The following is a 24732-nucleotide window of genomic DNA, read 5'->3' on the forward strand; positions in this document are numbered from 1 at the left end:
YSTAKGRARWKTAAAAATATAGTTACAGCATTACTTTTTTTCTTTGCCATTGCTCTTTCTCAATCGGCATTTTCGCAAACCAATTATGCAGACGTAAAGATTGATGACCTAACGGATACACAGATCCGACAATTGATGCAGAGAGCGGAATCGGTAGGGTATAGTGATGCGCAGCTTGAGCAAATGGCTGCGGCTCAGGGCATGAATGCCACTGAAATTCAGAAACTCCGTTTAAGAGTAGAAAAGATCAGGAAAGAGGAAGGTGGCCAAAGTAATGATAAATCTGATACCAATGGTTCCAATAAAAACCAGCAAAATGGAAATGAGCTGGATAGAACCAGAGGGTTTGATAAGCAAAACGTACGCGATACCACTAAAAATAACAACAAAACCGATTCGAGCGGCAATCTGAAAACAAAAAAAGCATTGGAAGAGGAAAAGCTTGAGGAAATGAAAAAGCTTTTTGAAGGGCTTAAACCGAAAATATTTGGGGAGGAACTGTTTAAAAATGAGAACCTTACTTTTGAGCCAAACCTTCGTATGGCTACCCCGAAAAGCTATGTGGTTGGGCCTGATGATGAATTGCTTATCGATTTAAGTGGAGACAACGAGGCTAACTATAAATTAAAGGTAAGCCCTGATGGCACCATCCGTTTACAGTATGTAGGATTGATATCAGTAGGTGGATTAACTATTGAACAGGCCACTTCAAAGATCCGTTCAAGCATGGCAAGTACCTATCCAAGTTTAAGGTCTGGCAGAACTAGTGTCGCTATAACTTTGGGTAATATCAGAAGTATTAAGGTTACCGTAATAGGAGAGGTCGTTAAACCAGGATCATACACCGTTCCTTCGCTGTTTACCGTATTTAATGTCTTATATGAATCAGGAGGGCCGAACAGGAACGGGTCTTTCCGTAAAATACAGGTGGTTAGGAACAATAAAGTCGTATCTACTATAGATGTTTATGATTTTCTGTTAAACGGAATTCAGTTAAACAATATCCGCTTGCAGGACCAGGATGTGATCAATGTGCCGGTGTATCAAACACGGGTTGAAATGGCGGGAGAAGTTAAACGCCCGGCATTGTACGAGGCGCTAAATACAGAAACTTTAGAGGATATGGTGCGTTTTGCCGGTGGTTTCTCTAATGATGCTTATACTGCGCAGATCAAGGTACTCCAAAAAACAAATAAAGAACGTAAGATCACAGATGTACAAGCTGATGATTACAATAAATACAATCCGTTAAACGGCGATAAATATGTAGTAGAGGCTATTCTAGATCGTTTCGAAAATAGGGTAGAGATTTCAGGAGCCGTTTTCCGTCCTGGGCAGTTTGAGCTTGATGAGAACCTGACGCTAAAACAATTGATTGCTAAGGCCGATGGATTAAAAGAAGATGCGTTTTTAAACAGAGGTTATATATCAAGGTTAAATGCAGACAACAGCTTATCACTTTTATCATTCGATGTCGCCAAAGTACTGGCCGGAACCGAAKCAGRTNTYAWRYTRYAGAGAGAAGATAAAGTAACCATCTCTTCAATATTTGATTTGAGAGAAGAATATAAAGTAACCATTCAGGGAGAGGTTAGAGAGCCAGGTACTTTCGAATATGGGGATAATATGAACCTGGAATCCTTGATCCAAATGGCAGGTGGTTTTAAAGAGGGCGCTACGCCAAATCGTATTGAAATTTCGAGAAGGATTAAAAATAGTGACGCAACTTCGGCATCTGCGCAAACTGCAGAAGTATTTACTGTTAATGTAGATCAGAATCTAAAAATTCAGGAGAAGGATTTTACATTAAAACCCTTTGATATTGTTTCCATCCGTAGCTCTGAAAGTTACCAGGTACAACGCCAGGTAAAAGTAGAGGGAGAAGTCCTTTATCCAGGTACCTATACCATTACTAAAAAGGACGAGCGAATTTCAGACATTATGAAAAGAGCGGGCGGGCTAAGTCCTTTGGCTTATGTTGAGGGAGCTTCTTTAAAACGTACCGGTGGTGCACAGGCAAGAGCGATAGATAGTCTGGAGAGAAGAAAGGAAGAGAAAGAAAAGCTGATGAATTTGCAGCGTTTGAAACAGTCTGGAGCGAAAGATACTACTACATTTGAAAAAGATATACAGGTTCTGCGTAGCGATTTAGTTGGTATTGATCTTGAAAGGATTTTAAAGAAACCCCTATCCAGAAACGATTTAATTGTTGAAGATGGAGATATAATCAGGGTTCCTAAGGAGTTGCAGACCGTACGAGTTACAGGAGAAGTTCTGAAACCAAATAGTATAGTTTACGTGAAAGGCCGAAGTTTTAAAGGATACGTGGACGGTGCTGGAGGATATAGTTATAATGCTTATAAAAGAGGGGCCTATATTGTATATTCTAACGGGTCTGTTGCGGCAGCTAAGAAGTTTTTGTTCTTTAATAACTATCCTCAAGTTAAGCCTGGAGCAGAAATTTTTGTTCCAAAAAGAGCGGAAAGAGAGAAAATAGGCATACAAGGTATAGTGGGGATATCAACAGCTATTGCGTCTCTTGCAGCAATATTAATTACAGTACTTAGGTAATTATCCCATTCAAATAGTCGACTAAAATGCATGAAAATGACTGATAATTCTCAACTTAAAGACCCTGCCACTGAAGCTAAAGCTGAGATGTCTTTGAAAGAAGTGATCTTAATATCTTTGAAATGGTTTAGGTATTTGGTATCAAAGTGGAAAATCATTTTACTCTTTGGATTGCTTGGAGGAATCATAGGTTTTATTTGTTCTTTATATAATAAGCCTGTTTATATTTCCTCTAGTACTTTTGTTCTTGAAGAATCCAATGGTAATGGTGGAGGATTGGGCCAATATGCCGGGATCGCTTCGATGGTTGGGATCGATCTTGGTGGAGGCGGAGGTGGAATTTTTGAAGGAGATAACTTGCCTGAATTGTACAAGTCCAGATCTATGATTTTAAAAACACTTCTAACAACAGTGAATGTGGGAGTGAAAAAAGAATTGCTAATTGATAGGTATATTAAAGCATATAATTTGAGACAACGCTGGGACGCTGTAGATAAATTAAAGGGGATCACATTTCAATTAAAAAATGGCGATTTATTTAATAGAGAGCAGGATAGTATTATTAATGCAATTGTAAATGACATCAATAAAAGCTCGTTGTCTGTGACCAAACCAGATAAAAAATTAAGTATAATTAAAGTGCAGGTTAGATCTATTGATGAATTATTCGCGAAACAATTTAATGATCAAATAGTTAAAAATGTTAATGATTTTTATGTGCAAACAAAAACAAAAAAATCACAACAAAACATTTCAATACTTCAACATCAGGCAGATTCAATTAGAAACTCTTTAAATCATGCTATATCGGGAGTGGCTTTAGCAACTGATGTAAATCCAAATGTAAATCCTTCAAGACAAATATTAAGAGTTCCTTCTCAACGGAGACAAATAGATGTACAGGCTAATTCTGCAATTTTGCAAGAATTGGTAAAAAACTTAGAAATTTCCAAAGTATCACTCAGAAAGGAGACTCCTCTGATACAAATAATTGACGAACCCATATTTCCACTCGAAAAAGAGCGGCTTGGTAAAATTAAAGGAGTCGGTCTGGGGGGAATTATTGGTGGGATGATTATCGTCATATTTCTATTGGCCAGAAGATTTTTAAAGCTTATTTTAAGCTAAAACATTGGAATTAATCAATAACAATCGATATTAGTATGTTAGACTTAAGAAATAAAAGTATTTTAATAACAGGGGGAACAGGGTCCTTAGGTAAAGCTTTAACCGAGGAGATTTTATCGAAACACCCTGAGGTTAGAAGGATAATAATTTTCTCCAGAGATGAACAAAAGCAATTTCAAATGGCTCAGGAATATCCAGAAACTGAATATCCTCAGTTAAGATTTTTTATAGGAGATGTTAGAGACGAACAAAGATTAGTCAGAGCATTTAAAGGAGTAGATTATGTTATCCATGCAGCTGCTATGAAACATGTTCCTATCGCAGAATACAACCCCGACGAATGTATAAAGACAAATGTAATGGGAGCACAGAATGTGATTCATGCTTGTTTTCAAACTGATGTTCAAAGAGTTGTAGCACTATCTACAGATAAGGCTTGTGCACCTATTAATTTGTACGGGGCTACAAAATTAACATCAGATAAACTTTTTGTTGCCGCCAATAATATTAAGGGCGAAAACCCTATTGTATTTTCGGTAGTTCGTTATGGAAACGTAATGGGATCTAATGGCTCTGTAATTCCTTTTTTTATCAAGAAAAAGGCTGAAGGCAGATTACCTATTACGGACCCGAAAATGACCCGTTTTAATATTTCTCTAAAGGGAGGTGTTGAGATGGTAATGCATGCCTTGGCTAATGCGTGGGGTGGAGAGATTTTCATACCAAAAATACCATCATATAGGATAACGGATGTGGCAAGTGCAATCGGTCCCGACTGTGAGCAAGTAGTGGTTGGAATACGCCCGGGGGAAAAGGTGCATGAGGAAATGATTACGCCATCAGACTCTTTTTATACTTATGACCTGGGGAAATATTACACCATTCTTCCAGCCACCCATAAATGGAAGATCGATGATTTTAAAAATCAATTTCAAGCTGAGTTGGTCAAGGAGGGCTTTGCTTACAATTCTGGAGAGAATACGGAATGGGAAACAGTTGACACATTACGAGCCTTAATAAGGGAACACGTAGATTCTAATTTTTAATTCAGATGGAAATGAAATCAATCCCTTATGGCAGACAAAATATAACAAAAGAGGATATTGAAGCTGTAGTAAATACTTTAACCTCTGATTATTTAACCCAAGGGCCTAAAATCTTAGAGTTTGAACAAGAATTTGCAAAATATATTGGTTGTGAATATGCGGTAGCAGTATCCAATGGAACAGCTGCCTTACACCTATGTACATTAGCTTTAGATGTCAAAGATGGTGATAAAGTAATTACAACTCCAATTACTTTTGCTGCCTCCGCGAATTGTGTTCGTTATGTAGGGGGTGAGGTTGTTTTTTCTGATATTGATCCAGAAACATATCTTTTAGATATAGATAAAGTGAGAGCCTTATTGGAAGCTTCTCCAAAGGGTGCCTACAAGGGAATTATTCCAGTAGATTTTGCCGGTCATGCGGTAAATCTACAAGAATTCAGAGCCTTGGCAGATGAATTCGATTTATGGATAATCGAAGATGCCTGTCATGCTCCAGGCGGTTCTTTTGTTGATAGCAATGGCGATAAGCAAAATTGTGGAAATGGAAAATTGGCGGACTTAGCAATTTTTTCGTTTCATCCAGTAAAACACATTGCTTGTGGAGAAGGGGGTATGATAACTACTAACGACAAGAGTTTATACCAAAAACTATTACAACTACGAACTCACGGAATCACAAAGGATGAAAATTTGTATTCAAATTCAATAGAGTTTGCAGGGGGAGATGAAAGCTATCCTTCATGGTATATGGAGATGCAGGCTCTTGGATATAATTATCGCTTAACAGATTTTCAAGCGGCTTTGGGTATCAGTCAACTAACACGGGCCGAGCTTGGGATTGAGAGAAGACGTGAGATTGCCAAAATTTATAATGAATCATTTAAAGATAAATCTTTTATAAAAGGACAGTCTGGAATAGTGGAGGGCCATGCTTATCACTTATATATCGTAGAAGTAGAAGACCGTCTTGGGTTATATAATTTCTTAAGAGAGAATCGCGTTTTTGCTCAAATTCATTACATCCCATGCCATCTTATGCCTTATTACAGGCAATTTGGTTGGAAAGACGGAGATATGCCTTTGGCAGAAAATTACTATAAACATTGCCTAAGCTTACCGATGTATCCTACATTGTCAGAGGAAGAGCAAAATTTGGTTATAGATCTAATCGACAGGTTTTATGAAAAATGAAAGTCAAAAGAATGCTTTTTTAAAATATGAGGCAGATGCTTGGTTTGAAAGGAATAAGAGTGTTTTGCTTAATTATTCAAAAGATAGAGACCGTGTAATTACACTGATCAATGAATATGATCTACAGCCCAAAAGTGTGCTGGAAATAGGATGTTCCGCGGGATGTAGGTTAAAAGGAATAAAAGATATCTATAAAGAATGTTTGGTAAATGGTGTTGAACCATCCAATGATGCAATTGGTTATGGGAAAATGCATTTTTCTGAGGTGAATTTTGTTCAGGGAACGGCAGATAATTTAGCCGCATTTGAAGATGGCTCGATGGATATTGTTATTGTTGGTTTCGTTTTTTATGTAATTGACAGAGATATTGTTTTTAAAGTAATCTCCGAAGTCGATAGGGTTTTAAAAAATGGTGGAATTTTAATCATAGTTGATTTCTTTTCTGAGAAAGCATTAAAGAACACTTACGAGCATATTAAAGAATTTAGTGCCTTTTCTTTTAAGCAGAACTATGATGAGATATTTACCTCATCTAAACTTTACTATCTTTTAGATAGATCAACCTGGAATCATACTCAAAAAGTATTAGACGCCTCTGATAATTATCATGATAAGTACAGTGTTTCTTTACTAAAGAAAGATATAAGTGCAAGCTACAGATAAAATCATTTTGGGAACGGTTCAGTTTGGCCTGGAATATGGAATAAATAATAATTCCGGACAGCCAACTCAATTGCAGGCAAATGAAATGTTGTCTGTTGCATATAATGCTGGCATTCGTGTTTTAGATACCGCCGAGGCATATGGCAACGCACATTTTGTAATAGGTGAGTTCCATAAAAATTATCCTGATCAGCTTTTCCAGGTAATAACTAAGTTGCCCCATTATATCAATGAAGATATCGAGGTAAAAATCGAAAAATATCTTAATGAGTTATATATTTCTGAATTAAATGGGCTGTTGTTTCATTCTTATAAAACATATAAAGAAAATAAGGCATCAATAGCATTATTGAATGATTATAAGCGTAGTGGTAAAGTGAAGAATATAGGCGTTTCGATTTATACCAATGACGAGATGGAAGATGTGATCAAAGATGAGAATATTGATGTTATACAACTCCCATTCAATCTGTTTGATAACATAAATTTACGAGGGGGTGTTCTGAAAGAGGCAAAAGAACGTGGTAAAATTATTCATACCCGATCGGCTTTCCTACAGGGCTTATTCTTTGCACCATTGGAGAAGGAAAGCAAGGTAATACGAAACTTAACCAAAGAGTTAAAGTACATACATACAATAAGCAAGGATTACCAAACCTCTATACAAAATATGGCGCTAAATTATTGTCTCCAGCAACCTGATATTGATAATGTATTGATCGGTGTAGATAACCTGATTCAGCTGAATCAAAATCTCATTGACTCAAAAAACCGTATACCGGTAGAACTTGTTGAGAAAATAAATGAAATTCATATTAGAGAAATGGAATTACTAAATCCCTCTCTATGGAACTAGTAAATACAATATTAATTACGCAGGCACGTACTGGAAGTACCCGTCTTCCGGGAAAAGTACTTTTAAAAATCGGTGGCAGTGAATTATTGAAGATCCATCTCGCACGTTTAAAGTTATGTGCGAAAGTAGATAAGATCATTGTGGCAACAACAATCCAAGAGAGTGATAACCAGATCTTGAGTTTATGTGAAAAATGGGGATATCAGGTGTCGAGAGGTTCAGTTGACGACGTTTTGGATCGATTTTATCAAGCAGTCGTTAATATTAGGCCCAAATGGGTAGTTCGGGTAACCTCAGACTGTCCGCTGATCGATCCTGAACTTGTAGATGCGGTAATTGCACTGGCTCAGGTGAATGGAGTTGATTATTGTTCAAACGGAATTATAGAAAATTTTCCGGATGGCCAGGATGTTGAAGTTTTTAAATTTTCTGCCTTAGAAAAGGCCTGGAAAGAAGCAAAATTGAAGTCAGAACGAGAGCACGTAACGCCGTACATAAGACAAAATTCTGGGAAAGATAAAATATTCTCATCGCTTAATTTTCCATGTGCCCATGACTTCTCAAAGATCAGAATGACAGTGGACGAGATACGTGACTTTGAATTGGTTACCCGGCTAATTGAAGATTTGGGTATTAACGAAAAGTGGTTGAATTATACAAACCATATTATAGAAAACAATCTGGATAAGATAAACGACAATATTATTAGAAATGAAGGATTGTTAAAATCCTTAAAGAATGATTAATACAATGGGTAAAGGACAAGAGTTATATAAAAAAGCAAAGACACTGATCCCCGGAGGAACAATGCTATTATCTAAGAGGCCAGAGATGTTCTTGCCAGATCAATGGCCTTCATACTTCTCAAAAGCCAAGGGTTGTAAGGTTTGGGACCTCGATGGAAAGGAGCTGATCGATATGTGTATTATGGGCATCGGTACAAATACATTAGGCTATGGTAATGATGAGGTGGACGCAGCTGTAATGGAAACCGTGAAAAGCGGCAATATGAGTACATTAAGTTGTCCAGAAGAAGTTTATTTGGCTGAAAAATTAGTCGAAATAAATCCATGGGCAGATATGGTAAGATTTGCAAGAAGCGGTGGGGAAGCTAATTCCATTGCTATCCGTATAGCGAGAGCTGCATCAGGGCGTGATAAGGTTGCGATCTGTGGTTACCATGGCTGGCATGATTGGTATTTGTCTGCAAACCATAATGATGGCGATGAGCTGTCAGGGCATCTTTTGCCTGGTTTGAGTCCAAAAGGAGTTCCTAAGAATTTAAAGGATACCGTATATCCCTTTCACTACAATAATTATGAAGAATTACTCTCCATAGTGGAGAATAATGAAATTGGGGTTATTAAAATGGAAGTTGTGCGCAATTTCGGGCCAGAGGACAATTTTTTACAAAAAGTCCGAGACCTTGCAACTAGAAATAACATTGTATTGATCTTCGATGAATGTACCTCAGGCTTTAGAGAAACCTATGGAGGTATTTATAAAAAATACGGTGTTGAACCAGATATAGCCATGTATGGTAAAACAATAGGCAATGGCTATGCTTTAACTGCAGTGGTTGGTAGAAGGTCTGTCATGGAAGCAGCACAAACTACTTTTATTAGCAGTACATTCTGGACAGAGCGCATAGGTCCTACAGCTGCACTTGCTACTTTAAAAGTTATGGAAAAGACAAAGTCGTGGGAAATAATTACAAAAGCAGGTCAGAAAATGCAGAGTGGCTGGCAAACTCTGGCTAGTACCCACGGCCTTTCGATTTCTTTGTCAGGCATTCCGGCATTATGTACCTATAGCTTTAATAGTGAAAAAGCTATGGAGTACAAGACTTTGATTGCTCAGGAAATGTTGAAAAAAGGATTTCTGGCAAGCACCAATTTTTATGCATGTACAGAACATACAGATAACTACTTTGAACAATACTTCAATGAACTCGACAAGATCTTCTTTACCATTTCCAAATGTGAGAATGGAGTTGAAAATGTTGAAGATCTGCTTCAAGGGCCTGTTTGCCATTCGGGATTTAAAAGGTTGAATTAATTGTGAGATATAACGAGGTCATTTTCAGAGTAGATGGTAGCCCAAAAATTGGTTTAGGGCATCTGGTGCGATGCCTTGCATTAGCACAAATGCTTGATGGACATTTTAGGATCTCGTTTGCCAGCAAGGAAATCCCAGTTGAAATGATTTCTGAGCTTAATTCTTTCGGATACACTTTAAGGGTAATTAATTCTGAAGAAGATTTTTTGAATGGGCTTAACAGGGATAATATTGTGGTACTGGATCATTATGACTTAGATTCTACCTATCAGCAAAATATCAAAGAAAAGGGGTGTAAGCTTATTTGCATTGATGATCTGCACGATAAGGTCTTTTTTGCTGATGTGATTATTAATCACGCACCAGGTATGTTTGCACAGGACTATGAAGCGCAGTTATATACCCAATTTGCATTAGGATTAGATTATGTACTGCTTCGTCCGGTTTTTCTTAAAAATGCACTAAAAAAGAAAATACAAAAACCATTAGAAACTGTTTTTGTGTGTTTTGGCGGATCCGACAGCAAAAATATTACTCAGGTTGTTGTAGATATTCTTAAATCAGACCATAGGTTTAAACACGTTATTGTAGTTACTGGGACTGCTTATGAAAAACCTGAAAAATTATCAGCATCTGTCGGACAGGACGAAAGATTCAGCTTTTTCCACGCGGTAGATTCATTGACCATGTCTAAGCTGATTAATGAATCCCAACTGGCCATTGTTCCTTCCAGCGGTATTTTACAGGAAGTAATTTCCTTGGGTTGCCGGGTTATTTCAGGTACCTATGTCAACAATCAAAAAGATATTTATGAAAAATATTTAGCTATTGGTGGTTTTGAAAGTGCGGGAGGTTTTTTGAAAGTGGAAATTGAAGAAGCTATAAATAATGTTTTTATAGGTAAGAATAGACCTAATAAGGTTTTTATAGATGGCAGATCAGGTATAAGACTACTTAATGTTTTTAGGCAACTGTGTGGCGATGAAATTGTTTTGCGTGATGTGATTGAAGCAGATCAATTTAAAACGTTTGATTGGGCCAAAGATAAACTAGTGAGGGCATTTTCTTTTAATCAGCAAGAAATTGTGTTCGAAGAACACTCCAGCTGGTTTTTAAAAAAAGCAAATAGCCCGGATTGCTATTATTTCATTGCTGAAATGGATAAAGTTGCGATAGGGTCTATCAGGTTTGATATCCAAGATGATTTAGCAATAGTTAGTTACTTGTTAGATCCTTCTTTTCACGGGAAAGGATTGGGAATCTTACTTTTAAAAAAAGGTCTGGAAATGCTTATTAATAAAAAAGATAAGCGGATCATTCAGGTCATTGGTTTCGTGATGCCACAAAATAATGCCTCTGTTAAAGCTTTTGAAAGATTGGGCTACACAAGAACACACGAAAATGGAAACTATAAATTCATTAAAAAAATAGTACAATGAAAATTGGATCGTTCGATATAAATAAGGATAGTTCTGTATTTATTATAGCAGAACTATCAGCAAATCACAATGGAAGTCTTGAGAATGCCCTCGAGACAATTAAAGCTGCAAAACGTGCGGGTGCTGACTGTATAAAATTACAAACCTATACTGCAGATACGATAACGTTAGATAGCCATGCGGATGACTTTAAGTTAAAACAAGGGACAATTTGGGACGACAGATATTTATATGATCTGTATAAAGAAGCCTATACACCCTGGGAATGGCATAAGCAACTATTTGAAGCAGCGGCTAATGAAGGGTTAGTTTGTTTTTCTTCACCATTTGATTTCACGGCAGTAGATTTATTAGAGGATCTGAACGCACCAGCATACAAAATTGCGTCTTTTGAAATTACGGATATCCCTTTGATTGAATATGTTGCATCCAAAGGTAAACCAATAATTATTTCTACTGGTATTGCAGATCAGGAAGATATTGTATTGGCTCTCGATGCTTGCAAAAGAATGGGGAATAATAATATTGCTTTGCTAAAATGTACTTCAAGTTATCCAGCACCAATTGAAGAGGCTAATTTGATCATGATAAAAGACCTTGAAGTAAGATATGGAGTTGTATCTGGCCTTTCGGACCATACAATGGGTAGCACCGCCCCGATTGTGGCTACAGTTATGGGCGCAAGGATCATTGAGAAACATTTTATCCTTGATAGGTCGATTGGGGGGCCGGATGCCTCCTTTTCTATGAACGAGCAAGAATTTAAAGAAATGGTCAAAGCGGTTCGGGAAGCAGAAAAAGCAGTCGGTAAAATAGATTATTCATTAACTGAGAAACAATTAAAAGGCAGGGAGTTTTGCAGATCTCTTTATGTCGTGGAGGATATTAAGGCGGGGGATGAAATTACAGTGGAAAATGTACGGTCTATTAGACCTGGATATGGTGCTCATCCCAAGTATTATAAAGAGATACTCAACAAAAGAGTAAATAGAGATTTAAAAAAAGGTGATAGATTTAATTTGAATTTTTTGTGATGCAAAGTCAAAAAAGCAATATCTACATGGACTTAGCAGGGTCAGATCTTGACCAAAGTATGCAAGATGCCTTATTATACACTATTAATGGCGTTTTGTATAATTTCGGGGATCATCACAAATCCAATAACTATAGTTTTAAAGGAAATATTAAAGTTTTATTAAGAAGGCTGTTTTTGAGATTTTACTGCTTCAGGTTTTTTTTCAAGTCAAAATCTAACCAAAGAGTAATTATAAGTAGTGCGTATGTTGATATTGAGAGTCCAGGCCATTGTCTAGTCTCACCACCCTGGCTGATGTCTCTAAAAAAAAGATCTTTTTCAAGCTGGAGGTTATCAAATATAGTTCGAAGGATTCAGGCAGAATTAGAGAAAAAAAGCCTAAGAGTAATTTTTTCAAATATTTTTTTTTCGTTACTAAAGAGCTATGAATTGGAATTTAGAAGGTTATTGAAGAGCGAGAATGTAGCTTGTTTGATAGTTCCAAACGATCTTGCTCTTTTCGAAAACTTATCCATAAAGATTGCTCAAAGTGTTAATATTCCTACCATTGTATATTTACATGGGCTTCCTGGACGATATAATTCTATTGATGATAACAGAGCAGATTATTTAGTTGTTTGGGGGAAAGGACTTAAAGAAGAGTATATTAATGCGGGGATGCCTGCGAATAAGATACTAACGTTAAAGCATCCAGTCTATTCTAGTTTTGAGCAATATTCGCTTAGGTCCAGTTTTGAAAATGTTGTAGTAATTAGTAAAGCGATGTCCGGAACTCCTAGCTCCAGTGATGAAGTTATTTTGTCCGACAGATCAAAATCCCTATATTATATAGAAAGAGTAAAGCAATTGCTGGTTGAAATGGGGGTTAAATCTGCTAAACTTAGACTACATCCCTCTGAATCTGAGTCTTTCTATCTAAAAAACATTATGGATGGTTTCTATTCTATAGACTATGATAATAAAATTACAACGCTTGCTAAGGCGAGTTTGGTAATAGGTCCTACTTCCACTATGGCGCTGGATGCCATTAAAAATGGTGTTAATTATATATTATTTGACCCAATTGTCGATGGTAAGACTCTTGAGAATACTGAAAGCCTTGTGAAACCATTTGATGGTAGTTCATTTATTCGTCTTTCAAAAGGAAGTGATGATTTTAAAAGAAACATTAGCAATCCAAACGATAATATCAATATTACTTTGCTAAATGAATACATGAGTGTGAATGATGATGATATTAATACTTTTTTAGAGATCATCTCCCGATGAAACAATTCCTTAAAATTTATCTTTGGCAAGTTATTTCATTGTTGACGGGATTTGCAACCATGTTTKYRKTKANGCMWWRTMWTNMYTSAWATYAWMGTTTKKWTKGNNAATSTWYAYTTTNWGWTRTWKMTWTRWWSCWKKTTCTATCTTATGCTGATTTTGGCTTTCTCAATGCCGGGGCTAAATTTGCTAGTGAAGCTTATGCCAGAGACGATCGAAAAGAAGAACAGGAAATACTGGGATTTGTTTTTTTTATTATGGGCATCATGTTCATCCTTTTCGGAGTGTTGATCTTATTCTTTTATTTTAACCCTCACTATATTCTGAAAGACTTGCAGAGACCAGAAAATCTTAAATTGACTAAAGATTTATTTCTGGTTTTTCTGATTTCTCTCCCGGTTTTAGTGGCTCACAGAGGAATGCAATTGATCTTTAACATTAGGTTGCATGATTATCTTTATCAGAGAGTTTTTTCAATATTTAATCTGTTAAAAATATTTTCCGTATTATATTTTTTTAAAGACGGGGAATATAATATTGTAGGATATTATATCTTTACTCAGGTTATAACAATCGTATCAGTTGTATTTGGTGCTTTTGTTGCTAGGAAACATTTTAAGTACAGTTTTTTATCCTTAATAAAAGCAATCAGATATAATCCTGAAGTATATAAAAAGACAAAGAGTCTTGCATATAACAGTCTTTTTATTACCATATCATGGGTACTATATTATGAATTAGATTCTTTGGTGATTGGTAAATTTGTGGGGTTAAGAGAGGTAGCTGTCTTTAATATTTGTATTTCGGTTATGACGCTTTCAAGATCATTGTATGGAATACTTTACAATCCTTTCTCTGCTAAATTTAATCACTTTTTGGGGGTGGGTAATAGGAACAAACTTACGGAGGCATTTAAAAAAATACTAATTATCGGTTTGCCTCTTTCAATTATTCCCACAACTATTCTTATTCTTGCAATGAAGAATTTCATTTATTCCTGGGTTGGAACAGAGTACGCAGATGCTATCCCTATCATCACGGTTATGTTTGCAAGTTATTACTTTGCTTTTCTGTCAAATCCGGCTGGAATTGCAATGGTAGCTATACAAAGTATCCGAGGGCTTTATTTAATAAGCGCAGTTCTTCCTATAATCTATTGGGTAGGAATAATATTAAGTTTTAATTATTTTGGATTGTTTGCTTTCGGCATCTTTAAGCTGGTTGCCTTTTCGATTTCCGGATTGTTGTACTTTTATTTTGCTAAAGACCTATTTGATATTCAGTGGATAATCTTCTTTAGGAAGAATGTCGTGCCAGCTATTATTACCATAGCTATACTAAGTATTCTGCACATATTTGTTAAAGACCTATTGCCTGTTGTAAAAGGTAAGGTTGAATTTATTAAGTTTTCATTAATTGCAATGAGTTACGGTCTTATAGGAATGATGGTTTATTATGTAATGGCGAGCGAATTTCGATTAACTATGAAAGAATTGTTTTTGAGTTCATTTAACCGTAAAACTAAATAAAACATTATTATGCAAATCAGGCTTTTGTTTATATATTAAAAACAATTAGAAACTTATCTCAATCATAATATTGTATGAAAAGAATAGATTTTGGGTGTGGAAATTCAAAAAAAGAAGGTTATATCGGCGTTGATATTATTCAACTTTCAGGTGTAGATGTTGTTCATAATTTAGACGAATTTCCCTATCCCTTTGCAAATAATGAAATTGACGAAATATGGATGGATCAGGTTTTGGAACACTTGAAAGAACCACTAAAAGTGGTTGAAGAGCTTTACCGAATTTGTAAAAATGGCGCAATGATACACATAGGAGTTCCTTATTTTCGGAGTTTTTATTCTGCGATAGACCCTACCCNTCGTAATTTTTTTGGGGTATATTGGTTTTGTTACTTTGATCCGTCTCATGAATTTAATACAAAATACCAGTATTCGGCCGCTAAATTCGCAATTGAAAGTTTAGAATTTGATCGTGAATGGAAGAGAAATAAGATGGGCTATTTTAAAAGAAAGCTTATAAGCTATGCAGAGAGAAAACCTTATACTTATGAAGCAAAGTTATCACATTTAATACCGTTGAATTCTTTAACTTTTCATCTAAAAGTTATTAAATAGATTGTATGATACAAAAAAAAAAACTTCTAATATTCAGCGACTGTTTTGTTTATAGTGGGAGTGAAGTTGTGATTGAGAATCTTTTATTGTCAGAGAAGCTAAATGATTTGTTTGATGTCCGGTTTCTTTATGGATACAATAAGTCTTACAGTGAACGATTTAAACAGAGAGTTGAACTCCTTAATCTGGATGAAAAAAAAGCTACACCAATATCTTTATTAAGTCCGGACTGGTCAATTTATCAATACAATTTATTGAAGGGGCTAAGCATTGGAAAGATTATTTTTTTGATTAGAGTTATACTGCTAAAAACCTTGAAGTTTTTGTGCCTGTCGCATATTTTTAATTTTTTCTCTTTAAAAAAAGCGTTTAAAAAAGCTTCACCAGACCTGATCTATATAAATAATGGAGGGTATCCTGCTTCTTTGCAATGCTGCTTGGCAGTTTTTGCTGCTGATGCTGCTGGCATCGAGAAAATTTATTTTAATATCAATAATATGTCGATACCACCAAATAGGTTTTATGAAAAATATATGGATCGTTTGATTAATAAAAAAGTAACTAGTTTTATTACAGCCTCTTATGCTGCTCAGAGACAGGCAGTTCAGACCAGAGGATTTGAAAAACAGTTATTCAAACGAATTCCCAATACGATTTTCAATGATGAGCAAATACCCAATATTTATAGAATGAATAAAAGTAAAGAGAAGTTAATCTTTGGTTCAATTGGATTACTGACAGAACGTAAGGGCTACCATGTTCTGCTCAAGGCGGTAAAAATATTGGTAGAACGCTACTATATGACTAATTTTGAAGTAGTTTTTGTCGGTGATGGGGAAGATAAGTCGATGTTAATTAATAAAAGCAAAGCTTATAATATTGAAAAATATGTTAAGTTTTTAGGTTTTAAATCAAATCCTTTGGTAGAATTAAAGGAATTTGATGTATTTATTCTGCCATCAATCAGGAATGAAGATTTTCCTTATGTTATTCTTGAAGCGATGCTATTATCGAAACCTATTATCGGTACCAATGTGGCGGGAATTCCTGAACAAATTGTAAACGAAAAAAACGGATATGTGGTGGAAGCCAACAATCCAGAAGAATTGGCTATCGCAATGATGAAGATGAAGGAAGGTGAAATTTCTGAGATGGGTGTAAATAGTTTTGAGATCTATAAAAGCTCATTCTCTTTTAAGAAAATTGAAGTTAAGTATTGTGAACTATTTATATCTTAAATGAAGAGTTTGGCAAGTAGTTGTTGGAAGATTTAAATGATCTACTGGCGAAAGTAGGTTCATTTTTTGTAGTTTTGAAAATTAATATATAATTGTGTTTTTCTCAATAGTAATTCCAACATATAATAGAGCGGATAGATTGTTAAGGTGTTTAAATTCTTTGGTTGGTCAAACATTTAAAGATTTTGAAGTAATAGTTTGTGACGACGGTTCAACTGATCATACAAAGGCTATTATAACACAATTTGCGAACAACTTGAATATTAAATATATATATAATGATAATTGGGGTGGACCGGCAAAACCAAGGAATATTGGTCTAAAAGAGGTGTCAGGGGAATGGACTTGTTTTCTTGATTCTGACGATTGGTGGAAAGCCAGTAAACTTGAGGAAGTAAAAAAACAAATAAGTAAAGATTATAATATTTATTATCATTCCTTACAGATCGTAACCTCGCAAAAAGAGTTGGACATTATAAAATGTAGACGTGTTAATAACAAAAACCCTAAATTGGATCTTTTGATAAATTTAAATACACTTCTTACATCATCCGTGTGCATTGAAAGTGAATTATTAAAAAGATCCCAGGGATTTTCGTTAGATAAGGACTTCATTGGATTGGAAGATTATAAGTTTTGGATCGATTTAGGGGGTAGTGGAGGTGTTTTTAAGAGAATTAACATGTGTTTAGGATACTATTTTGTAGGTGATTCAGATAGCATAACGTTTGAAGATGAAAGGCAAATTAGAAGATTTGAACAATTGTACGACCCTTATTTAAATGACCCCGCTCTAATAAAATCCAGAGAGCGGATTATTGGGAGTCTAAATTTTCATATCGGAAGAATAATACAAGATGCAAATTTAAATAAATCATATAAGCAATATTTATTTAAGGCATTTTTAATGGGAGGTGTTAGGGTGAAATTGATGGCTTTAAAACGATTGATAAAGCTTTAACCATGTGAAAAAATCAGTTATAGGAATAATTCTTTATTTTTTAATTCTCCATGTATTAATCCCTGGGGTATATTATCTTTTTAATGGATTTGTACCTATTTATACAGACCTGATCGATATCCCTTCTCTGATTAAGTCGGCAATATTAATAATTCTACCAGTATGCCTCTCTTTAATCATTTTATATCTTTTGCCTAAGGATCAGGAGATTGCGCCGAACATTGAAGGCAAGCCGGTTACAGAGCTATTTTATTTTTCCGTTCTTTTCAAAATGGCGGTGTTTTATTATTTCGGTGGCTTTGCATCAATAATCAATGGAGAAGTCAACGGGACATTCAGTAATTACTTCTCATTATTTTTTAATCCGTTTATCTTATTGTTAGTTGTTCTTTTTGTGCAAAAAAAGAGGACAAATATTATTTTGGCAGTTTTGTTTTATGTAGTTTCAATAACCTTGTCGGGAAGCAGAAGTGGTATTTTGGCTATCTTTTTTGTATTCATGATAGGTTATTCTTTTCAAACATTTCAAGGGTATAAAAATAAATTATATTCATTTCTGAAATATAGCTTGTTGATCTCACCATTCCTTTTTATTTACGCAACTAGTATTAGAGGTGCTGCTGATACCATTGATAAATCTGTTTTATTAAATCAAATAGTGGGGCGGATGTCTACTTTAGAGACATCAATGATGCCTTTATATTTCTATCACAACAACATGGATATGGAATTGTTTTACGATAAGTATGGTATTTGGAATCAATTGAAATTGATCCTGGATGGCATTATACCAGGTCAGATATTCGATTACGATGTAATGCCTAATAATTACTATCGTGCCATTTTTATGGGGTATAGCAAGTCTTTCGTGGTTGAAAATTATATGTCAATCAATTTGACTTTACCTATATACTTGTATCTAAAATATAGTTACTTGTCTATTCTCTTCACAATTTTATATGTTCTAGGGTTTTATAAAATTGTTCTTGCACTCAAAAATTACCCTTTGCTGGTTGTTGTGGTATTATCAGTTTTTTATAACGTCATTTATTTCTTTGACTGGGTAATGGTTTTCAGCCAGATCTATACAGCCCTGTTGACAGTATTGTGTTTAAAGATGTATGTTTTTTTTAGAAAAGAAGTTATTGTCGGTTTAAAGCGGGATTTAAATGAGTATTGAAATCAGTTTAATTGTATCAACCTATGGTAGGTATCATGAATTAGATTTGCTGTTGGAAAGCTTTTCTCAGCAAGATGTTAGCCCAGATATATTTGAGGTAATTATAATTGACCAAAATGATGAATTGAATCTGCAGCCTTTAATTTTGAAGTATAATGAACTTATAAATATTAATCATTGCAAAGTTTCAGTTAAAGGATTGTCTAAAGCTAAAAATAAAGGTGTTGACTTAGCGAAAGGTAGAATTTTAACTTTTCCAGACGATGATTGCAAGTTTTATCCAAATACAATTTCAGCCGCCCTTGGGTATCTAGCTGCTAATCCGAGTGTAGACGTTGCATATGGTAAAGTATTTGACAGGGTTACAGGGTTAAATGTAATGAGAAACTGGTCTAATGATGAAAATAAACTAAGTCTGTTAAACTTTAGTCTAAACTATTCTGCAATAACTTGCTTTACCAGGCTCAAAATCAAATTTGACGAGAATTATGGTGTTGGCTCTCCCATTGCATCAGGAGAGGAATTGGATTACGTTATAAGAGCAATTGAAAGCGGCTTCCAAGTTGTTTATACACCGATAATTGAGGTATGGCATCCTGAATTAAATGTGATGTCTATGACATCTAAAAAAGCATATAACTATGCTTATGGATACGGGGCAATAATGAGGAAAAATCTGAATTTACCAATATTTTTTATTTTTGGCATTTCTCTGTGTTACCAGGGGATAAGGTTTTTATTGAGTATTTTTTCTAAAGACTCCTCAAAATACTTGATGGCAATAAAAGGGCGCATTTACGGATTTTTGAAAATTTAGGCATTATGTTAAAAAGGTATGGATTCTTTGGTTCTATAAGATTAATGATATCTCTGATATATACAAAGATGTTTTTTCCTAAGGCAAGGATAATCCGTCTTCCTTTTGATATTAGAAATAAGCATCTTGCTGAGATTGGTAAAGGATTTACTACAGGCTTTGGCTGCAGAATTGAATCGGTCCCAGTGAATAGCAATGCAACCAATTGCATTAGAATTGGCGACAACGTACAAATTAATGATTATGTTCATATTGCTGCAGGCGAATCCATAACAATTGGTAACAACGTGTTGATAGCGAGTAGAGTATTTATTTCTGACCTCAATCATGGCGCCTATTCAGGTGATCATCATGATAGCCCTCTTACTCCGCCAAATGATCGGAAACTTTCGACTAATCGCGTTGTTATTTGTGATAATGTCTGGATAGGAGAAGCAGTATGCATTATGTCAGGAGTAACGGTCGGGGCGGGTAGTATTATTGGGGCTTCATCAGTGGTTACGAAGGATGTCCCCCCAAATTCAATTGCAGTTGGAAGTCCAGCCAAAGTTGTAAAAGTTTATAATTTTGAAAATGCCATTTGGGAAAGAATTAATAATAGCAATTAAACGTATATGAGTATTGGAATATCGATAGTTCTCTATCACAATGGTGATGAAATTCAAGAAACAATTAATTGTATCCTGAATTCCTCACTTGATATTAAATTATTCCTAATTGATAACTCGGAAACTAATAATCTTGGAAGGTTTGCAACTGATAATAGGATTGAATATATTTTCAATAATAAAAATATTGGTTACGGAAGTGCGCATAATATTGGTATTAGAAGATCACAAAAAGAAGGGACAAGATATCATCTGGTAATGAATCCAGATATAACCTTTGAAAATGGCACACTAGAAGCTGTTTTCAAATACATGGAAGCACATTCTGATGTCGGGTCCTTAATGCCTAGTGTATTTTACGAAGACGGGTCTGTACAAAGATTATGCAAGCTGTTGCCCACCCCTTTTGACTTGATTGGAAGAAGGTTTCTCGGCAAGACAAGCTGGGCTAAAAAACAAAATTCCAGGTATGAATTACACGATTTCGATTACAAAAGTATTTTAAATACACCTTGTTTATCAGGCTGCTTCATGTTTGTTAGGACTCGCGTTTTTGAAAAATCTGGTTTATTTGATCCCAGATACTTCATGTACTTGGAAGATTATGATCTCGTCCGACGGATTAACCGAAATTCAAAGACCATATTNNTWACMMASRYGWWKCMRYNNCTSATRRWCAWGSTRWAKWNTMAWATAMWWNTKGTAAWCKWWWWMRWRTWMAWATRSWRWMSKCNNTTAAAWANTTYAATAAATGGGGATGGTTTTTTGATGATGAGCGAAAAAGAATTAACCAGGAGGTTCTGTCTCTAATAAAAAAAAATATCACTAATAGGTGATATCACATAATTTTCTTTATTTTTGGCATTATAATAGTTCTTGCTCTCAAACATAATCGCACCTATGCTTTTTACCCTTATTTATCTTACAAGTCTTTTAGTTGTAGCCTTTGCTATACCGCCTATTATCACTGTTTCACTAAGAAAACGGTTGTTTGATGACCCAAATGAGTCCAGGAAGATCCATAAACGCATTATTCCAAACTTTGGTGGGGTAGCCATTTTTACTGGATTTCTTTTTTCGTGTTCTATATTCATACCATCCCACATACTACCAGAGGCTAATGTTTTAATGGGGGCGGGGCTTGTACTATTTATGATCGGGTTAAAAGACGATATTATAGGTTTAGGTCCGGGTATCAAATTTGTTGCACAGTTCGCGAGTGCATTTATTGTAGCGATGGTTGCAAACATAAGGATAACGGACTTGCATGGGGTGTTTGGAGTTTATGATTTGCCTTATTATGCAAGTATCACTTTAACTGTCTTTTTTATTGTAGGTATTGTTAACGCTTTCAATCTAATTGATGGTATCGATGGGCTTGCCGGATCAATTGGATTAATTCTTTGTGTGACATTTGGTGTGCTTTTTTATAAATCGGGTGATTTGGGATGGGCCTATCTGGCAACAGCACTAGCCGGAGCACTTCTTGGATTTTTATTTTTTAACGTAACGCCTGCAAGAATTTTTATGGGAGATTCAGGCTCATTATTGTTGGGATTTATTGGTGCTGTGCTGAGCATTAAGTTCACCACCATAAGTCTTACTGAAAACGTAATGGCCGGGCCATTTGTAGTTACTTCGGGTATGGGGCTGGTCTCTGCAATTTTAATTGTACCCGTTTTTGATACCTTACGTGTTTTTACATTAAGAATCATGCGCGGTACCTCTCCTTTTACTGCAGATAGTAATCACATCCACCATCGCCTGCTCTCACTGGGTTTAAGCCATGTGCAGGCTACATTAGTACTCGCCTCGGTAAATGTTGTTTTTATTGTTACTGCATTGGCATTACAAAGCCTAGGTGATGCACAGCTGATCTCGTTAATCATGCTGTTGATGTTAAGTTTAAATGGCGTTTTAAGCTTATCTATAAATATTATTAGAAAGAGAGCTCTTCTCTTATCTAATTCAGTTAAAGCGGATGAAAAAATGCCTAAAACTGAAAAAAGCTTTGCTGAACGGGTGCTTGAGAAAATCTCAGAAAATTAAGCTCCTTCCTTATTAAAAAGGGTAAGTTTGCGGTGCAAAAACTGGGATTGCTATATTTTGCAAAATACGGCATTAAAGTTGTGTGCATAGAATCCGATGAACACCTGTATGAAGAAAAAGCTATTTAATGAATAAATGTCTATTATTTTTTTTGTGTGTGATCTTGTTTGGATCATGTGCAAAGGACTATCGCAACCAGGCTGAAGTCTATAGTAATGATTTTGAACAAAGTAATCTAACCGGTATTTCCGGTGGAGAGATTGAAGCGTTCAACAACTCTAAAGTTCTGGGTAGATACAACAATAGCGGCTTTGAGCTATCGTTGACTAATCTACCGGAACATGATTTGATAGAAATCTCTTTTGATTTGTATATCCATGATGCCTGGGATGGGAATAAGGAAGGTGAAGATGGCATAGCTGACGGGCCCGACTTATGGGAGATGATGCTGGACGGGAAGAGTTACATCAGAACAACTTTCTCTAATGTGCCCTGCGGAACCGGTACTTTTTGTGAGCCTCAGTCTTATCCGCATAATTATCCAAATAATAATAACAATCCTAAAACCGGTGCGGCTAATAGAAATCTTCCTGGAGTTTGTAACATGGCAGGTATAATAGGAGGAACCTCTTTATATAAAATTGTTAAACAAATCAAACACTCCGATCAACAGCTAATCCTTAAATGTATTGATCAGTTAAAGCAAAGCAATGCTCCTGATCCTAAATGCGACGAAAGCTGGTCGGTTGATAATATTAAAATTAAAGCAATCAGGTTATGAGATACTTAAAATTAACCACCCTGATTTTATTAGCAGGAAGCTTTAATTTCAAATCAACGGCTCAATCTTTACCCGTAGGAACGCCTGGCATAGAGGATTATTACAGACGTAGTCAGCTCCTAGGGCAATTGGATTCCAGTGTTTCCTTTATGGTAAGGCCGGTGATGCCTAAATCAGCTTTTGGTAAAAAGGATGTGTTTTACCTGGAAGATGAAACACGGTATAACCTGCTCGATGCTGATCACAGCTGGGGTTTGGATTCGGGCAAGTTTAAAGCCATGCTTTTGCCTTTAAGTATTCAAAATCAAATAAACACACACCATCCTTATGGATGGAACGATGGGGCGATGATTCCTGCAAAGGGTTTACAAACTGTTTTAAGTGCAGGGATTTATGCCGAGTACGGACCGCTTACCATTCAATTCAGACCTGAAGTGGTCTTGGCCGCAAATACTGGGTTTGATACCTTTGATAAAGATCATTATGACGTAATTGCCGCCAGGTATTACGACTTTTATAACAATATAGACCTTCCGGCCAGGTTCGGAAAAAGTGCTTACAATAAAGCTTATTGGGGCCAAAGTAGCATCAGGTTAAATTACAAAGCCCTATCATTCGGCCTTTCAACAGAGAATCTTTGGTGGGGACCCGGCATGCGTAGTTCTCTTCTGATGAGCAATACAGCCCCTGGCTTTAAACACTTAACCTTAAATACCAGGAAGCCGATCTCCACACCAATTGGATCTTTTGAAGGCCAATTAATTGCCGGAAGACTGGAGTCATCAGGTTTTGGAGTGCTTGAACCTGAACGTGAATATTTTTTTAATCCATTGTATGTTCCAAAAAGAAACGATTGGCGTTATTTGTCGGGACTTGTTGTTACCTMMCRACNKMWMTKSMKWCCTGGATTATTTCTAGGCATAACCAGAACTGCCCAAACCTATAGCGATGACTTGAACAGCTTTGGCGATTATCTTCCTTTCTTTTCAAGGGTTAAACGGGTAGTGGGAGACGAATCCCTTAACCAACGGGATGAGCACAGTTCCATATTTATGCGGTGGCTATGGCCTGAGGAGCATGCCGAAATTTACTTCGAGTATGGACACAGCAATTCCACACAGGATTTGCGTGGCGCACTGCTTGAACCGCAGCAATCCAGAGCCTATCTTTTTGGGCTTAGAAAAATTCTTCCCTTCAACAAATCAAGAGATGAGAACATCATGATCAATGTGGAAGTTACGCAAATGCAGGAAACCTTAGCTGATAAGATCAGAACGGCCAATAGCTGGTACCTGAGTAAAAGTATCCGACATGGTTATACCAATCGGGGAGAGGTGCTCGGCGCAGGCATCGGACCGGGCGGGAACTTACAGTCATTGGATGTGAGTTGGTTTAAGGGACTAAAGAGAATAGGATTGCAATTAGAACGCTACGTTCACAATAACGATTTTTATTTTTATGCCTATGAGGATAGTGTTGATCCCAGAAGGCATTGGACTGACCTGAGCCTCGCGGCAAATGGGGAATGGAATTATAAGAATTTCATTTTCAATGCGAAACTGCAGGGAATAAAGTCCTTAAATTATCAATGGTATTTGTTTCAGGGGCCTAATGATCCGATTTGGGTAAATGGAAGAGATGCCTTTAACTTACAGGTTCAGGCAGGTGTTACCTATCGTTTTTAATCAGGCATTA

General features: G+C 36.0%; 19 protein-coding genes and 3 pseudogenes. All 22 read left to right on the forward strand.

Annotation, left to right across the window (positions count from 1 at the left end; translation table 11 throughout):
- Positions 1-135: 135 nt before the first annotated feature.
- The 22 genes and pseudogenes from N824_RS02010 to N824_RS02110 all read left to right on the forward strand — a co-directional run bounded on the left by N824_RS02010 (position 136) and on the right by N824_RS02110 (position 24722).
- A pseudogene (locus N824_RS02010) lies at positions 136-2571 on the forward strand (SLBB domain-containing protein).
- Between the two features lie 36 nt (positions 2572-2607).
- Positions 2608-3699 carry a lipopolysaccharide biosynthesis protein gene (locus N824_RS02015; RefSeq protein WP_048903610.1) on the forward strand — a complete coding sequence of 364 codons (1092 nt, stop codon included), beginning with the start codon at positions 2608-2610 and terminating at the stop codon, positions 3697-3699.
- Positions 3700-3734: 35 nt separating this feature from the next.
- Complete coding sequence (gene pseB, locus N824_RS02020; protein WP_048903474.1) at positions 3735-4745, forward strand: UDP-N-acetylglucosamine 4,6-dehydratase (inverting); 1011 nt, start codon at positions 3735-3737, stop codon at positions 4743-4745.
- An 11-nt stretch (positions 4746-4756) separates the two neighbouring features.
- A complete protein-coding gene (pseC, locus tag N824_RS02025; protein WP_235206965.1) occupies positions 4757-5938 on the forward strand; it encodes a UDP-4-amino-4,6-dideoxy-N-acetyl-beta-L-altrosamine transaminase in 1182 nt (393 codons plus the stop codon).
- Positions 5928-6602, forward strand: a complete 675-nt coding sequence (locus N824_RS02030) for a class I SAM-dependent methyltransferase (protein WP_048903476.1) — start codon at positions 5928-5930, stop codon at positions 6600-6602. Before pseC ends, N824_RS02030 begins: the two co-directional genes overlap by 11 nt.
- Positions 6586-7458 (forward strand): aldo/keto reductase, encoded by an 873-nt coding sequence (locus N824_RS02035; RefSeq protein WP_048903477.1) that lies wholly within the window; start codon positions 6586-6588, stop codon positions 7456-7458. The genes N824_RS02030 and N824_RS02035 overlap by 17 nt, the downstream gene beginning before the upstream one ends.
- Positions 7449-8204 (forward strand): cytidylyltransferase domain-containing protein, encoded by a 756-nt coding sequence (locus N824_RS32935; RefSeq protein WP_200869796.1) that lies wholly within the window; start codon positions 7449-7451, stop codon positions 8202-8204. Before N824_RS02035 ends, N824_RS32935 begins: the two co-directional genes overlap by 10 nt.
- Positions 8197-9516: an aminotransferase class III-fold pyridoxal phosphate-dependent enzyme gene (locus N824_RS32940; protein ID WP_200869797.1), complete on the forward strand. Its 1320-nt coding sequence runs from the start codon at positions 8197-8199 to the stop codon at positions 9514-9516. Before N824_RS32935 ends, N824_RS32940 begins: the two co-directional genes overlap by 8 nt.
- 2 nt (positions 9517-9518) lie before the next feature.
- Complete coding sequence (gene pseG, locus N824_RS02045; RefSeq protein WP_048903478.1) at positions 9519-10955, forward strand: UDP-2,4-diacetamido-2,4,6-trideoxy-beta-L-altropyranose hydrolase; 1437 nt, start codon at positions 9519-9521, stop codon at positions 10953-10955.
- The gene (gene pseI / locus N824_RS02050; protein ID WP_048903479.1) at positions 10952-11989 is read left to right on the forward strand and encodes a pseudaminic acid synthase; all 1038 of its coding nucleotides are present in this window, start codon (positions 10952-10954) and stop codon (positions 11987-11989) included. The genes pseG and pseI overlap by 4 nt, the downstream gene beginning before the upstream one ends.
- A complete protein-coding gene (locus N824_RS02055; protein WP_048903480.1) occupies positions 11989-13260 on the forward strand; it encodes a hypothetical protein in 1272 nt (423 codons plus the stop codon). Before pseI ends, N824_RS02055 begins: the two co-directional genes overlap by 1 nt.
- A gap of 266 nt (positions 13261-13526) precedes the next feature.
- Entirely contained in the window at positions 13527-14789 is a 1263-nt protein-coding gene (locus tag N824_RS02060; RefSeq protein WP_152541964.1) for a lipopolysaccharide biosynthesis protein, read from the forward strand.
- A gap of 74 nt (positions 14790-14863) precedes the next feature.
- Complete coding sequence (locus tag N824_RS02065; protein ID WP_048903482.1) at positions 14864-15403, forward strand: methyltransferase domain-containing protein; 540 nt, start codon at positions 14864-14866, stop codon at positions 15401-15403.
- Positions 15404-15408: 5 nt separating this feature from the next.
- Complete coding sequence (locus N824_RS02070; protein WP_048903483.1) at positions 15409-16641, forward strand: glycosyltransferase; 1233 nt, start codon at positions 15409-15411, stop codon at positions 16639-16641.
- Positions 16642-16735: 94 nt separating this feature from the next.
- Positions 16736-17602, forward strand: coding sequence for a glycosyltransferase family 2 protein (locus N824_RS02075; protein ID WP_161662249.1), 867 nt, complete (start codon positions 16736-16738; stop codon positions 17600-17602).
- Between the two features lie 4 nt (positions 17603-17606).
- Positions 17607-18782, forward strand: a complete 1176-nt coding sequence (locus N824_RS02080; RefSeq protein ID WP_048903485.1) for a hypothetical protein — start codon at positions 17607-17609, stop codon at positions 18780-18782.
- Complete coding sequence (locus N824_RS02085) at positions 18772-19599, forward strand: glycosyltransferase family 2 protein (RefSeq protein WP_048903486.1); 828 nt, start codon at positions 18772-18774, stop codon at positions 19597-19599. The genes N824_RS02080 and N824_RS02085 overlap by 11 nt, the downstream gene beginning before the upstream one ends.
- A 5-nt stretch (positions 19600-19604) precedes the next feature.
- Positions 19605-20207, forward strand: a complete 603-nt coding sequence (locus tag N824_RS02090; RefSeq protein WP_048903487.1) for an acetyltransferase — start codon at positions 19605-19607, stop codon at positions 20205-20207.
- A gap of 6 nt (positions 20208-20213) precedes the next feature.
- Positions 20214-21017: pseudogene (locus N824_RS38175) on the forward strand (glycosyltransferase).
- 90 nt (positions 21018-21107) lie between these two features.
- On the forward strand, positions 21108-22256 hold the full coding sequence (locus tag N824_RS02100) for an MraY family glycosyltransferase (RefSeq protein WP_048903489.1): 1149 nt from the start codon (positions 21108-21110) through the stop codon (positions 22254-22256).
- A gap of 127 nt (positions 22257-22383) precedes the next feature.
- Positions 22384-23037 (forward strand): hypothetical protein, encoded by a 654-nt coding sequence (locus tag N824_RS02105; protein ID WP_152541965.1) that lies wholly within the window; start codon positions 22384-22386, stop codon positions 23035-23037.
- Positions 23034-24722: pseudogene (locus N824_RS02110) on the forward strand (capsule assembly Wzi family protein). The gene N824_RS02105 and the pseudogene N824_RS02110 overlap by 4 nt, the downstream one beginning before the upstream one ends.
- Positions 24723-24732 lie beyond the last annotated feature (10 nt).

Origin of the sequence: Pedobacter sp. V48, assembly GCF_000523515.1 — a bacterium.
In the GTDB taxonomy this organism is placed as follows: Bacteria; Bacteroidota; Bacteroidia; order Sphingobacteriales; family Sphingobacteriaceae; genus Pedobacter.

Bases quoted from the DNA above. Each gene is read 5' to 3' on its own strand.
- N824_RS02085 (WP_048903486.1), top strand. From the start codon at position 18,772: ATGAGTATTGAAATCAGTTTAATTGTATCAACCTATGGTAGGTATCAT.
- pseI (WP_048903479.1), top strand. From the start codon at position 10,952: ATGAAAATTGGATCGTTCGATATAAATAAGGATAGTTCTGTATTTATT.
- N824_RS02070 (WP_048903483.1), top strand. From the start codon at position 15,409: ATGATACAAAAAAAAAAACTTCTAATATTCAGCGACTGTTTTGTTTAT.
- N824_RS02100 (WP_048903489.1), top strand. From the start codon at position 21,108: ATGCTTTTTACCCTTATTTATCTTACAAGTCTTTTAGTTGTAGCCTTT.
- N824_RS02090 (WP_048903487.1), top strand. From the start codon at position 19,605: ATGTTAAAAAGGTATGGATTCTTTGGTTCTATAAGATTAATGATATCT.
- N824_RS02030 (WP_048903476.1), top strand. From the start codon at position 5,928: ATGAAAAATGAAAGTCAAAAGAATGCTTTTTTAAAATATGAGGCAGAT.
- pseC (WP_235206965.1), top strand. From the start codon at position 4,757: ATGAAATCAATCCCTTATGGCAGACAAAATATAACAAAAGAGGATATT.
- N824_RS02105 (WP_152541965.1), top strand. From the start codon at position 22,384: ATGAATAAATGTCTATTATTTTTTTTGTGTGTGATCTTGTTTGGATCA.
- N824_RS02060 (WP_152541964.1), top strand. From the start codon at position 13,527: ATGTTCATCCTTTTCGGAGTGTTGATCTTATTCTTTTATTTTAACCCT.
- N824_RS32940 (WP_200869797.1), top strand. From the start codon at position 8,197: ATGATTAATACAATGGGTAAAGGACAAGAGTTATATAAAAAAGCAAAG.
- N824_RS32935 (WP_200869796.1), top strand. From the start codon at position 7,449: ATGGAACTAGTAAATACAATATTAATTACGCAGGCACGTACTGGAAGT.
- N824_RS02015 (WP_048903610.1), top strand. From the start codon at position 2,608: ATGACTGATAATTCTCAACTTAAAGACCCTGCCACTGAAGCTAAAGCT.
- N824_RS02055 (WP_048903480.1), top strand. From the start codon at position 11,989: ATGCAAAGTCAAAAAAGCAATATCTACATGGACTTAGCAGGGTCAGAT.
- pseB (WP_048903474.1), top strand. From the start codon at position 3,735: ATGTTAGACTTAAGAAATAAAAGTATTTTAATAACAGGGGGAACAGGG.